Annotated in this window: 10 protein-coding genes; 3 read left to right on the forward strand and 7 right to left on the reverse strand. The window is 70.6% G+C overall.

The window, feature by feature from the left end; all coding sequences use genetic code 11:
• Positions 1 to 260 precede the first annotated feature (260 nt).
• The 3 genes from ACIHAO_RS36115 to ACIHAO_RS36125 all read left to right on the forward strand — a co-directional run bounded on the left by ACIHAO_RS36115 (position 261) and on the right by ACIHAO_RS36125 (position 3640).
• A complete protein-coding gene (locus ACIHAO_RS36115) occupies positions 261 to 1424 on the forward strand; it encodes an FAD-dependent oxidoreductase (protein WP_396565626.1) in 1164 nt (387 codons plus the stop codon).
• Positions 1425 to 1433: 9 nt separating this feature from the next.
• Entirely contained in the window at positions 1434 to 2246 is an 813-nt protein-coding gene (locus tag ACIHAO_RS36120) for an alpha/beta fold hydrolase (protein WP_396565628.1), read from the forward strand.
• Positions 2247 to 2386: 140 nt separating this feature from the next.
• Positions 2387 to 3640 carry a nitrate/nitrite transporter gene (locus tag ACIHAO_RS36125; RefSeq protein ID WP_396565630.1) on the forward strand — a complete coding sequence of 418 codons (1254 nt, stop codon included), beginning with the start codon at positions 2387 to 2389 and terminating at the stop codon, positions 3638 to 3640.
• A gap of 204 nt (positions 3641 to 3844) precedes the next feature.
• Here ACIHAO_RS36125 and ACIHAO_RS36130 read toward each other — a convergent pair whose 3' ends face one another.
• From ACIHAO_RS36130 to ACIHAO_RS36160, 7 genes are all read right to left on the reverse strand, one after another.
• Positions 3845 to 4804 carry an ABC transporter ATP-binding protein gene (locus ACIHAO_RS36130; protein WP_396565632.1) on the reverse strand — a complete coding sequence of 320 codons (960 nt, stop codon included), beginning with the start codon at positions 4802 to 4804 and terminating at the stop codon, positions 3845 to 3847.
• On the reverse strand, positions 4801 to 6696 hold the full coding sequence (locus ACIHAO_RS36135; protein ID WP_396565634.1) for a dipeptide/oligopeptide/nickel ABC transporter permease/ATP-binding protein: 1896 nt from the start codon (positions 6694 to 6696) through the stop codon (positions 4801 to 4803). The genes ACIHAO_RS36130 and ACIHAO_RS36135 overlap by 4 nt, the downstream gene beginning before the upstream one ends.
• A 1-nt stretch (position 6697) precedes the next feature.
• Complete coding sequence (locus ACIHAO_RS36140; protein WP_396565636.1) at positions 6698 to 7675, reverse strand: ABC transporter permease; 978 nt, start codon at positions 7673 to 7675, stop codon at positions 6698 to 6700.
• Positions 7675 to 9273: an ABC transporter substrate-binding protein gene (locus ACIHAO_RS36145; protein WP_396565638.1), complete on the reverse strand. Its 1599-nt coding sequence runs from the start codon at positions 9271 to 9273 to the stop codon at positions 7675 to 7677. The genes ACIHAO_RS36140 and ACIHAO_RS36145 overlap by 1 nt, the downstream gene beginning before the upstream one ends.
• Before the next feature lie 10 nt (positions 9274 to 9283).
• Positions 9284 to 10186, reverse strand: a complete 903-nt coding sequence (locus ACIHAO_RS36150) for a serine hydrolase (RefSeq protein ID WP_396565640.1) — start codon at positions 10184 to 10186, stop codon at positions 9284 to 9286.
• Positions 10183 to 11571 (reverse strand): serine hydrolase, encoded by a 1389-nt coding sequence (locus tag ACIHAO_RS36155; protein ID WP_396565642.1) that lies wholly within the window; start codon positions 11569 to 11571, stop codon positions 10183 to 10185. Before ACIHAO_RS36155 ends, ACIHAO_RS36150 begins: the two co-directional genes overlap by 4 nt.
• Positions 11572 to 11699: 128 nt before the next feature.
• Entirely contained in the window at positions 11700 to 13343 is a 1644-nt protein-coding gene (locus ACIHAO_RS36160; RefSeq protein ID WP_396565645.1) for a PucR family transcriptional regulator, read from the reverse strand.
• Positions 13344 to 13375 lie beyond the last annotated feature (32 nt).

A 13375-nucleotide genomic window follows, 5' to 3' on the forward strand; every position in this document is an offset into this window, starting at 1 on the left:
GTGGGAAGGCTTGACCGGGCGCCTGGCACCGGGGCTGCAGGTCGAAGGGCCGCCTTTCGCCGCTCCGACTGGCCACGGAGGTTCGCGCAGGCAGAGCCGGAACGCCTGGCCAACGCACTTCGCCGCGTCCGCCATGACAATCCGGGCATACCCAGACAGCTATGCCCAAGAGCGCATAGCACGCGCCCGAATGAGCATTGGCCAGGCATAGGACTCGCGTCACAAGATGGACGTCCGAGCCGTCCGCAGGAAGGAACGCCGTGCCAGGGAAACATTCCGCCGAGGTCGTCGGGGCCGGGCTCGCCGGACTCACCGCAGCGATCGCTCTCGCCCAGCGTGGCTGGTCGGTCCGCCTCCACGAACGCGACAGCGAAGTGCGCGCCATCGGCGCCGGCATCTACGTGTGGGGCAACGGCCTCGCCACTCTCGAAGCGCTGGGACTGTCCGACGCCGCGACCGGCGCGCACGTCGGCCCGGCACTGGAAAGCCGCGACCACCGCAACCGCACGATAGAGCGCGTTCCGATCAACGGTCCCGGCCAGCCGCGAGTGGTCACGATCATGCGCGATCACCTCATCGGCACCCTCGTCCGCGGCGCGAAGGACGCCGGCGTCGAGATCCGCACCGGCTCCGAAGCGGTCGAGGCCCATCCGGACGGCACGCTGATCCTGCGGTCGGGCGAGACCGTCCGCGCCGACGTGATCCTCGCCGCAGACGGAGTGAACTCGCGCCTGCGCCGGCACTACGACGTCGTCGCCCGCCGCGCACGGATGAAACAGGGAGCGATCCGGTTGACCGTCCCACAGTCCGCGGAATACGTGCCCGCGGCGGACCGGGACAAGTACCTCGAATACTTCAGCGGACGCCGCCGCGTCCTCTACACGCCCAGCAGCGAAACCAGCCTCTACGTCGCACTCGTCGCCGACGAAGACGATCGCGAGGCCAGCCGGATCCCGGTCGACGCGGCCGCGTGGACACGTTCGTTCCCGCACCTCGCCGCGCTGCTGTCCGCGTGTGCGGGCGCGACCGGCCGCTGGGACACCTTCGAATTCCTCACCCTGACGCGCTGGTCGCTCGGCAGGCTCGCGTTCCTCGGCGACGCCGCGCACGCGCAGCCACCGTATCTCGGCCAAGGCGGAGGCTGCGCCATGATGAGCGCGCTCGGGTTGGCCGACGCGCTGAGCACTCCCGGCAGTCCGGTCGACCAGCGGCTGCGCGACTGGGAGTACGCCCAACGGCCGGTCGTCGAGCACACCCAGCGCTGGTCCTACCGGCTGCGCAAGCTCAACAACCTGCCCGACACCGCACGGTCGGCGCTGCTGCACGCCGGCGCACTCGCCCCCCGGCTCGGCGCCTCCCGCATGCGCGCCGCCCGCACCGTCCCGACCGGACACGGCCGGTTCGCCGGCGCACCCCCGCTCTGAGAGGACCCGATGAACACCGCACTGCACACGATCGACGTCCACGGTTATCCGATTTCCTATCAGGACAACGGTCCTCGCGACGCTCCCGTCGTCGTGCTGATGAGCGGCTGGTGCCACGACCACCGGCTCTTCGACCAGTTGGTCCCCCACCTCGAACGCGATCTGCGGGTGCTGTGCGTCGACTGGCGCGGCCACGGCGCCGACCGCTCCCCCGTTCCCGACTTCGGGTACCCGGAACAGGCTTCCGACACGCTCGCCGTGCTCGATTCCCTTGGCGTGGAACGTTTCCTGCCGCTGTCACACTCCCACGGCGGCTGGGCCAACCTCGAGATCGCCGACCGGGCCGGACCCGATCGGGTGCCCCGCGTCCTCCTCGCCGACTGGCTGATGACGCCGACCACCCCCGCGTTCGCCGCCGGCCTCGCCGCCATCCAGGACCCGCAGCGGTGGCGCGAGGGCCGCCAAGGGCTCTACGACGTGTGGCTCAACGGCCGGCGCGACGAACGCGTGCAGCGGCACCTCGACGTCGAGATGTCCGGCTTCGGATTCGAGATGTGGGCCCGCTCCTGCCGGGTCATCGCGGCCGCGTACGCGAAGTTCGGCTCCCCGCTCGACCGGATGGCCGCCATGCCGCGGCACCGCCCGATCACCCACCTCTATTCCCAGCCCACCGAGCCCGCCTACGAGAAGGCGCAAGCGAATTTCCGCGCCGGGCATCCTTGGTTCGACTACCGCGTGCTCGGCGGGCCGACCCACTTCCCCACTCTCGACTCGCCGGAACTCGTCGCCGCCGAGATCCGCGCCGGGGTCCGATCTCCGTGACCCGCGCGGACGCCGACCCGGACACCGCACCCGGCCCGCCGTGCCGGACGCCGAGTCCGACCCCGTAATGGCCCGCTGCCGCCAGGTCAGTTCGCCCCGTTGACCGCACGGCCGTCCCGCCGCCGCAGAGGAGCCGCCACATGCCCGAACCCAGCCACCCCGCCGAACCCGAGCGCCCGGGAACCAGCTGGCGGATGCTCGCGATCGTCTCCGCCGGATTCATCGCCATGACGGTGAACTGGTTCAACATCTCCACCGGTTTCGGCGAGATCGCCGACGAGCTCCACCTCACGGTGCCCGAGGTCGCCTTCCTGATCTCGATCTTCGTCGCCGCGTACGGCGTCCTGCACATCCCCGGCGGCTTCCTGGCCACCCGATGGGGATTGCGGCGGACGCTCGCGGCAGGCCTGGCGCTCGAAGCAGCGGGCTCGCTGCTCTCGGCGACCGCGGGTTCTTTCTGGCAGCTCGTGCTGTGGCGCGCGGTCGCCGGCGCGGGGGCCTCGGTCTTCGCGGCGGTGGGCATCGCCGCGGTCAGCGTGTGGTTCCGGAAGCGGCACCACGCATTGGCACTCGGCATCTCGTCCGCGGCGTTCAGCGCGGGCACCGCGCTGGGCCTGTACCTGTGGGCGGACATCACGAACGCGACGTCGTGGCGGACCTCCGTGCTCGTCGGCGGCCTGCTGTGCCTGGCGGCCAGCGCGATCAGCGCGGTCTTCTTCCGCGTTCCCCGCGGCATCGACTCGCTCTCCGGCGTGCGGCTCACCTCGCACGCGATCAAGGAAAGCCTGGGCAACCGCCACGTCTGGTTCTTCGGGATCGCCTTCCTCGGCGCCTACGGCGCGTACCTCGCCGCTTCCCAGCTGATTTCCGCCTACGGCACCGGCCGCGGTATCAGCAGCGGCGAGGTCGGCGCCGCTGCGTTGCTCGTCGGTATCGCAGGGGTACCGGGCAGCATCCTCGCCGGATGGCTGGGAGACCGTTTCGTCTCCCCGCGCACCCTGTTCGTCGTCGGAGCCCTGCTCGAAGCGGGCTTCCTCGCCGCCGTCCCGCTCAGCAGCAGCGGCACGTTCTGGCTGCCGGCACTCGGCATCGGCTTCATGTTCAACTTCACCTTCGCGGTCTGGCAGACGGTGCCCGGCGGCACCGGAACCATCGCCCCGGAAAACATCGGCACCGCGATCGGGCTGATGCTTTCCGTCTCCGCTGTCGGCGGGTTCGTGCTCCCCTGGGCGTTCGGCCTGATCGTGGACGGTGCCGGCTACAGCTCGGCATGGCTGTTCCTCGCCGCCAGCAGCGCGATCGCCGTAGCCGCCTGCCTTTTCGCCCGCACCGCACCCAGCGTCCGTCGGACTGCCCAGTCTCCGCACAGCGAATCGGAAGGCAACGAAGCATGAACAGGCCGTCGTTCTACGACGAAGATCTCTACGCCGACGAGCGACCGCGGGGTGGACCTCAGCGACCTCGCCGTCGACCTGATCCGGGCTCTGCCGCCGCGGCGGCGACCGGGTTACCCACCATTTGCCCGACCTCAGGAGAGGGACGCCGCTGAGCCGCGGGCGCGACCCGCACCCGGACGTTGCCGAACCCGGGGAGGAACGTCACCCGGACTCGCTGAAGTGGCAGGCTGCGGCGTGTCCCCACCGGGGCGCGGTGGCGGCGGAGGAGGCCGGGTCCGCCGTGAGACAGATGTCCCGGTCCGCGCGCACGAGCGGGCCGACCGGGCAATGCGAGTGGTACCGGCATCCGGCAGGCGGGTGGTGCGGGTCCGGCGGTTCCGCGTCCGCGGTCGAGCCGGGTTCGCCCTCGAACAGCGGCTTGTGTGCCGACGGCGCGGCGTCGAGCAGGTCGCGTGTGTAGGGGTGCCGTGGATCGGTGAGCACCTGCTCCGCGGGGCCTGCCTCGACGATCCGGCCGAGGTGCATGACCGCGACGAAGTCGCTGAGGTAGCGGATCACGGCGAGGTTGTGCGAGATGAACAGCATCGACAGATCGAGCTGCCGCTGTACCGACCGGACGAGGTTGAGCACGGTGCCCTGCACCGAGACGTCGAGCGCGGAGGTGATCTCGTCGGCGATCAGCGCCTCCGGCCGTCCCGCCAGCGCGCGGGCGAGCGCCACGCGCTGCCGCTGTCCGCCGGACAGCTGCCCCGGCAGCTGCGCGGCCCGCTCCGGGTCGAGGTTGACCAGCTCCAGCAGCCGGGCGACCTCGTCCTTGCGCTGTGCCCGGCCACGCGCCGCGCCGCGCGGGATGGCCTCGGCGATCGACTCGCCGATCGTCATCCGCGGGTTCAGCGACGAGTACGGGTCCTGGAACACCATCTGCAGTGGACGCCGCCGCGGCGGCTTCCGCACGTCCACGCCACCGAGCAGGACCCGTCCGGCGCTCACCGGCGACAGCCCGACGGCGGCCCTGGCCAGCGTCGACTTGCCGGAACCGGACTCACCGACCAGACCGACGACCTTGCCCGCCGGCACGGTCAAGGACACTCCGTCGACCGCGGTGAGCCCGTGGCGACCGCCGTACCGGACACTGACCGCCTCGAAGGCCAGTTCGCTCACTTCGCACCTCCTGCCACGGAAACGGCGCCCGCTGCCGCTGACGGCGCATCCGGATGCCAGCACGCCACCCGGTGCCCGCGCGCGACCTCGGTCAGTTCGGGGTCCTCGGCGCGGCACCGGTCCGTCGCCAGCGGGCACCGGTCGGCGAACGCGCAGCCGTTGGGCACACGATCCGGTTCCGGCGGACGGCCGGGAATCACCGCGAGCGGCGCGTCACGATCGGTCTCGAGGTCGAGCGTCGCGGCCAGCAGAGCCCGCGTGTACGGATGCCGCGGCGTCCCGGCCGACGGCAGGTCCTCCACCACCCGGCCCGCGTACATCACCAGCATCCGCTCACACGTCTGCGAAACGACCGCGATGTCGTGGCTGATCAGGATGATCGCCGTGTCGCGTTCGGTCCTGGTGCGCGCCAGCAGCCGCAGCAACTGCCGCTGCACGGTCACGTCCAGCGCCGTGGTCGGCTCGTCCGCGATGATCAGCCGCGGTTCGCCCATCAGACCCATGCCGATCATCGCGCGCTGCCGCATACCACCGGAGAACTCGTGCGGATACTGCCGCGCCCGTCTTCCGGCCGCCGGGATCCGCACCGCACGCATCCGGTCGACCGCGCGGGAAAGGGCCTCGCCGCGGGAAAGTCCTTGGTGCTGCTCGGAAACCTCGGCGAGCTGGCGGCCGATGCGGCGGACCGGGTTCAACGAGGCCATCGGGTCCTGGAACACCATCGCCAGCGAGGTGCCCAGCAGCGTGCGCAGTTCACGCTCCGGCGTGGTGAGCACCGGGGTGCCCGCGAAGTCCAGCCGGTCGGCGGTCACCGAGCCGGGTGCCTCGATCAGCCGCGACACCGCCAGCCCGGTCAGGCTCTTGCCCGAACCGGATTCGCCGACGACGCCGATCGCCTCCCCCTGACGCACGGTGAAGCTCACCCCTCGCACCGGTACTGTCCAGCCGGACTTCCGGGGAAACGCGACCTCCAGGTTTTCCACTACCAACAGGGCGTCATCGGTCGTACCGGGCTCCGTTCCCGGCTTCCGGACCGGCCTCGGCGGCAGCCGCGGCGGCCGGGTCCGGAGACCGATCACCCCGGCGGCCGTCTCGCCGAACAGGTTGAACGCGAGCCCCGCGAGCACCACCGCGACGCCGGGTGCGAGCGCCGCCGCCGGGTTGAGATAGATGCCGTTGAGTCCTTCGCGGAGCAGCAGTCCCCAGTCGTAATCCGGGGGTTGCACGCCGATCCCGAGGAACGACAGCCCCGAGAAGGCCAGTAGTGCGCTACCGGCCCCGATCGTGGCGTTGACCACGAGCGGTTCGCCGATGTTCGGCAGGATATGCCGGAACAGCAACCGGATCCGGCTCAGCCCGGTCACCCGCGCGGCGAGTACGAAGTCCCGCCCGGCCACCGAGGTGGACAACGTGTGCGTCAGCCGGGCGAACTGCGGAGCCAGCGCGAATCCGATCGCGAGCACCGCGCCGGTCGTGCCGACGCCGAGGATCACCGCGAAGGACAGCACCAGCAGCAGGCTGGGGAACGCGACCGCGATGTCCACCGTGGAGATCACCAGCCGGGCGAGCGGCCGCGGCAGCACCGTGGGCAGCATGCCGAGCACGAGTCCGGTGATCGTGCCGATCGTCGCGGCGATCAGCGCCAGCACCACGGAGAGCCGGGTGGCGACCAGTACGCGATAGAAGATGTCGCGCCCCAGATCGTCCGTACCCACCAGGTGCCCGGCCGACGCGGACTGGCCGATCGCGTCGGTGTCGATCGCCGAAGCCGTGTCCTGCCACAAGATCGGGCCGAGTACCGCGACCGTGAGCACCAGCAGCACCAGCGCGGCCGAAAGCGCGCCCACCGGTGTGCGCAGGGCGGCCGACCACTGCGCTCGTCGTTGCGCCATCTCAGTTCTCCCGGATCGTCGAACGCGGATCGAGGACGGCGAGCAGCAGGTCCACGACGAGGTTCACGAGCAGCACGCCGGTCCCGTAGACGAGCACGATCCCCTGCACCAGCGGGTAGTCCTTTTGCAGGATCGACTGCGAGATGGTGGATCCGAGCCCCGGCCAGGCGAACACGTTCTCCACCAGCACGGTGCCCGCGACCATGCTGATGAGTAGCAGTCCGCCCAGCGTCAGCGTCGCGGTCAGCGCGTTCGGCAGCGCGTGCCGCAGATAGACCAACCGGGCGGGCAGCCTTTTGGCCCGTGCCGTGCGGATGAAATCCTTGCCCAGCACGGAAAGCGTCTCCACCCGCACGATCCGCGACAGGGTCGAGGCAGGGCCGAGCGCCAGCGCGATGACCGGGAGCACCAGCGAACCCGCGCCCTCCTGTCCGGCGACCGGGAACCAGCCGAGCCGCACCGCGAAGTACGCCACCAGCGCGACCGCGAGCAGGAACTCCGGGATCGCGGCGAACAGCACGGTGGTGGAGGTGAACGCCAGCTCGGCCCCGCGCCGTCGCCCGCCGCGGGTCAGCACCGCGAAGGTCAAGCCGAGCGGGATGGCGAAAGCGATGCACACGACGAACGCGGGCAGCGCCAGCTGCAAGGTGGCGGGCAGCCGGTCGGCGATGATCTCCCCCACCGGCTGGCCACTGAGCATCGAGGTGCCGAAGTCTCCGCGGAACAGGCCCCCGAGGTAGCCGAAGTACTGCTGCCACAACGGATCGTCCAGCCCGAGCGCGGCTCGGCGGGCGTTCACCAGTTCGGCGGGCGCGGTCATGCCGAGCGCCGCGCGCACCGGGTCACCGGGGATCAGCTGGATCATCAGGAACGCCGCCGTCATCAGCACCCACAGCGACAGGAACACGCGACCGAGGCGGCGCGCGAGGAAGGCGGGCCAAGGGCCTGCCTTCCTCGCGACGGCGACCACGCCGGTCATCAGGCATACATCCGGATCGACGACGGTTGGAGGAAGGTGTTCGAGATTTCGAACCGCGCCTTGCTCCCGAAGGTCGGGAGCACCGAGTTCGCGAACTGCGCGACGTCCTGGTCTTCGAACAGCGCCGTCTCCGCGGCCAGCCAGTCCGGGCAGCCCGCGTTCCCGACCTGAGTGGCCGCTTTGGCGACCAGCGCGTTGTACCTCGGGTTGTCGATATGCGCGAAATTCGTGCCCTCAGGGGGCCGGCCGCCGGACACGAACGGGGTCAACTGGCTCGGCAGATTCAGGCTGACCGGTGCCATCGACAGGTCCCAGTCGCCGGTGGCGAACAGCGTCTGGCTGGTCGCCGGGCTGTCCAGGCCCTTGAGCGTGACGTCGACGCCTGCCTCCTTCCAGCCCCGCTGCATCAGCTCGGCGGCCGGTGTCATGGTCGCCCCGATCTGTGTGCCGTAGATGGCGGTCAGCGCGAGGCGCTTGCCGTCCTTCATCCGGATGCCGTCCGGGCCCGGTTTCCAGCCCGCCGCGTCGAGCGCCGCCTTGGCCGCGGCGACATCGAAGCCGGGAACGTGCCCGGTGGCGGAGTCACCGGTGCACGCCGCGGGTTCCATGGTGATCAAGCTCCGGACCGGGGCGCCGGAGTCCCGGGTCAGCACCTTGGCGACCCGGGCGAGGTCGATCGCCTGCACCAGTGCGCGGCGCATCGCCTGATCCGCGCCGAACCTGCCGGGTGCCTGGTTGAACCACAACTCGCCGAACGCCACGGTCGTGTCGGCGTGGAACAGCCCGCGCGCCCGCAGCCGCTGCTGCTCCGGCCCGATCACCTGTGCGGCGTTGAGTTCGCCGGACAGCAGCAGGTTCGTGACGGTCGTCATGTTCGGGATGACCCGGATGACCACCTTGTCCGGCAAGCCCTTCTGCCGGGAATCGAAGGTTCCCGGCCCCCAGTGGTAGTCCTTGCGCCGGGTCAGCGTGTAGTGGTCGTTCGGGACGATCTCGGACACGGTGAACATGCCGGTGCCGTTCTCACCCTTGGCCAGCGTGCCGCGGTCGGCGAGGCCCTTCGCGCAGACGATCGGGACGTTGCCGACGTTGCGCAGCAGGAACGCGTCCGGTGCCCCGCTGATGACCTTCACGGTTCCCGCGGAATCGTCGGCGACCGCCTTCGTGCCCACCTGCACCGTGTTGCCCGCGATCGGCGACTTGTTCGCCGGATCGCCGATGAAGTCGATGTTCGCCGCGACGTCCTTCGCGGTGAGCGGGCTCCCGTCGGGACAGGTGATGCCCTTGCGCAGGGTGAAGGACGCGGTGGTCGTGGTCGCCTCCCATCGCTCCGCGAGCCCGGCCTCGGGCTGCCCCTTGCCGTCCATGCCGAGCAACCCGTCATAGAGATAGCGGCCGATCTCGCCGGCGATCGAGAGCACGGTGAGCGCCGGGTCGAGCGTCCCCGGATCCGAACCGACCGCGTAGGTGAAAGTCTTGCCGTCGGCCAGTTCCTGGTTCGCGGACGCGTCCGCCCCAGAGCGCGCCGGTGCCTCGCACGCGCTCACGGTCAAAGCCACCACGACTGCCGTCACGGCGATGTGCCGAGCAGTTTTCACGGGAGTTCTCCTACGGTGTCGCGTTCTCGGCCAGAAGGTGGTCGACGGCCAGCCGGGCGGCGGCGCCGATGGACGCGTCGACCTCGGGAAGGCGGTCGTCGAAGGAGTGGGCACGGGTGAACACCGCGACCGCGAACCGGCGGCCCTCGGGCAGGGTCACCACTCCCGCTTCGTTGCGGATGCCCGGCAACGTCCCGGTTTTCGCCGCTATCCGTACTCCGGAAGGGAACGCGGAGGACAGCCGATGCGGCCAGATCTGCTGGGCCATGATCGTCCGGACGCGTTCGCAGGCTTCGGGTTCGCCCGCCCTGTCCGTCCAGATCGCGTCGAGCAGTTCCGTCGTCTCGCGCGGCGTCGACGAGGTTTCCGTCTCCGGGTTGCACATCGACAGGTTCCGCAGCTGTTCGTCGGTGGCTTGGGCCAGCAGCGCGTCGATCTCGGCGAGGTCGGTCCCGCCGAGTTCTTCGAGCGCGATCCGGGAGGAGTCCTCACAGGAGCCGATCAGCCAGGTGCGGGTCAGCCCGAGGTCGGCGACCACCCGGCAGATCGTCTCCTGGCCGATCCGGTTCCAGATCACGTCGGTCGCCGCGTTGTCGCTCATCGTGAGCATGAACCGGGCGAGGTCGCGCCAGCTCATTTCGACGTCGTCGGCGCAGCCCGCGGTGCCGATGCCGCCGATCCGGTACCGCGCGGTCACCTTGGTGTATTCGGTCTCGTCGAGCCTTCCGGCCACCACCTCCCGGGCATAGGCGAGCGCGATCGGGATCTTGAACACCGAGGCGAGGACCACCTGGTCATCGGCACCGGCCGACACCTCGGCACCGGCCGGCACACCGACCTCCCTCGCATGCAGCGACCCTTCGGCACCCGCGGCGGCGAACACGGCTTCGATCCGTTCGCGGATGTCGTTCACTGCGACACCCGCCGGTCCGCGCGCCCGGTGTGGAGGAACCGGGCACGGCCGGTGCCGTCGTCGCCGACGAACTGGTGGGCCAGGTAGGCGCCCGGCAGTTCCGGGACGACGGCGACGAAGGTTTCGCCGTGCCACGGCAGAAGCTCGACCGTGCCGGAGGGCTCGTCGAGTTCGGCGAAGGCCCCCTTCGGCGTGCGCCGCATCCAGAGCCGGCCGCCCTCGGTGGTGACGACGGTGGAGACGACCATCGACGAGTACTCGCCCACGTACCGGGAAAGACCGGCCGGAGCCAGCGCGGGATCCGGCGCGGGCAGCGGCGGGACCGTGATCCCGGCGAGTTCGCGCATCAGCTTGGTGGCGACCTCGTGGTATGCCTTCAGCGTGGCCCCTCCGTTGGTCAGCAACGCGAACGCGACGTTGCTCTCCAGCGCGACCCGCAGGAAGGCCGACTGGCCGATCGTGCCGCCGTCGTGGCCGACCACCGTGCCGCCCTGCCAGCCGAAGTCCACCCAGCCGAGGCCCCAGTGCGCGCCCATGACGCCGAGCTCCGGCACGGCGACCTGCCGCTCGCGCATCGCGCGCACCGACTCCGGCGACAGCACCTGGGTGCCGTTGTCGGCCTTGCCGTCGTTCAAATGCATACGGGCGAAGGTCAGCAGATCGCGCGGGCGCATGACCAGCGTCGCACCGGCGGGTGAGTTGGAGCGCGCGAGCGACCAGACCTTCGTGGGCACCGGCTCGCCGCCCGATTCCGGCGGGGTGTGGCCGACCGCGGCGCGATAACGGATGGCGTCCTCGGCCCCGCAGCCGGCGTGGGTCAGCCCGAGCGGGCCGATCAGCCGTTCGCGCACGCAGTCGTCCCAGCACTGGCCTCGCAGCACCTCGACGATGCGGCCGAGCACGCAGTAGCCCGCGTTGCTGTAGGAAAAGCGCTCGCCCGGCGGGAACAGCTGCGGCACGTCCGACAGCAGCGGGATGAGCTTCACCACCGCGTCCTCGCCGGTCCCGGTGTCGGCGAAGACGTCGCCTTCGAACCCGCCGGTGTGACACGCCAGCTGCCGGACGGTGATCGTGGCCGCGGCCCGCTCGTCGGCGATCCGGAACTCGGGCAGGTAGTCGCGCACCGGACGGTCGAGGGCGACCAGGCCCTCGTCGACCAGTTGCATGATCAGGGTGATCGTCCAGATCTTGGTGATCGACCCGATCTGGAACACCGAGTCCGTTGTGGACTCCACCCCGGTACTCGTGTTCACGACACCCGCCGCGTGCTCGACGACCTCGCCGTCGGCGAACACCGCGATCGCGGCACCGGGAACCTGGTGCCGGTCCAGCAAGACGGAGAAATTCTCCCGGAGCCAGGTATCGATCTCGGAAATTTTCGACATGTGCACCTCTTGTCCGGTGTGGATGGTCCGGCGTTGCGGGAATGCTAGGTCCCGGCCGGACGCCCTTTGTTCGTCCGGATCGAGGAGAGCGGACGGGAAAGTTCCTCCGCACGGAGGAACTCGCCGGGTCAGGTTGCTCCTGGCCGCATGCCGTGGAGCAGCAGATGCAACTGCACCATCGCCGCGAACCGGTCCCTCGGGTCGTCGAGGTCGATTCCGCCCACCTCGGCCAGCCGTCGCAACCGGTAGCGGAAGGTGCTCGGATGCACGTAGGCCGCCGCCGACGCGGCATTGGTGTCCCCGAACGAATCGAGCCAGCACCGCAGCGTGTGCACGAACTGCGACTGGTGTTCCCGGTCGTAGGCCAGCAGCCTCGCGATCGGCCCGGTCGCGACATCACCGCGGGCCGCGGAAAGGTCCGCCAGCTCCAGCATCAGCGCGTCGATGTGCGCGTCCTCTGCCGTGATCACCCGCTTGGCGCCGCCGCCGGCGAGCAGCACCCGCAACGCCCTGTCCGCCCCGGTGCGAGAGTCATACAGGCCCGACCCCTCGAGGGCCGGCGGTCCGACGCCGATCGCCGCGGAGACCCGGTGCCCGATTCGTTCCAGGAACGCGGTCGCGAGGCGCACCGCGCGTCCCTGGTGATCGTCGTGGTTCCCGGGCACCGGCACGATTCCGTACACGACCTCGCCGATGAGCGCGACCGCCGATCGCGGCTGGACCGCGCTCAGATGCATGGCGAGCGCGTCGGCGACGCGCTGGCGTTCGGTGGCGAGCCAGGGGCCGTCCTCAGCCGAGTCGAGCAGGCCCATCGCGAGCACGACGGCAGGTTGCCCCAGGAGGCCGAGGCGCGCGACGGCTTCCGGCGCCCGGCGCCCACCTTCGAGCGCGGTGCTCACCAAATCGGCTCGCAGCCGGCGTTCGACATCGGCTCCGGCGCGCAACCGGAGCAGGTGCAACGCCACGATCTTCGAAGCGTCCACCAAGGCCACCGCGCGTTCCTCGCTCAGCGCGTGATCGACCACGGCCCAGATCGAGCCGAGCACCTCGTCGCCTGCCCGGACGGCGACCACCACCCGGGGACGGTTCTCGCCATCGTCGTCCGGATAGAAGTAAACCGGTCCCGCCTCGCCGTAGAGACGGTCGAAAAAGCCGCTCTTCTCCAAGCCCCGGGTGTAGCGTTCCGGCACCTGGCGGCCGAGGATCGTTTCGACCCTCGGCGGATCGGTTTCGTCCTGGCGGCCGGAGAACGCGAGCACCCGCGAGTCACGGTCCTCGATGGTGATCGGCGCGTCGAGCAGCGCGGCGATCGCGTTGGCGAGCGCGAACAGGTCGCCGGTCGGGATTCCGCCGAGTGCCTGCGGGGCGACGTCGCCGACGTCGCCCTCGGCCAGCAATGTGCGGAGCATCGCGGCCAGCTGCGTCCACGACGCCCTGCTCGCCAGCCCGAGCAACGCGACCCCGGACGACTCGGCCGCCCGCGCCAGCTCGGCCGGAGCGGAGACCGGCGAGCGCACGACCAGCGCGGAGGCGCCGCGTTCGCCGAGCGCGTGCAGCAGCTTCACGATCTCGGCGGATTCGCGCACCCCGACCCCGAGCACCACGGCCCGGTCGGGCAACTCGGCGTCGTCGTACGGGTCGTGGATCACCACGCCGCCGAGGTGGCGCCGGGGGTCCCGGCCGACCGCGATCGGCTCGAGGAGCACGTCCCCGAGTGCTTCGATGACGCGGTTCAGGCTCGTATGCGGTTTGCTCGGCACCGGTGTCCGCACTCCCGAGGGTAGATCCGGCCTCGCCCGAACCG

The organism is Amycolatopsis sp. NPDC052450 (genome assembly GCF_044547565.1).
Lineage (GTDB): Bacteria > Actinomycetota > Actinomycetes > Mycobacteriales > Pseudonocardiaceae > Amycolatopsis.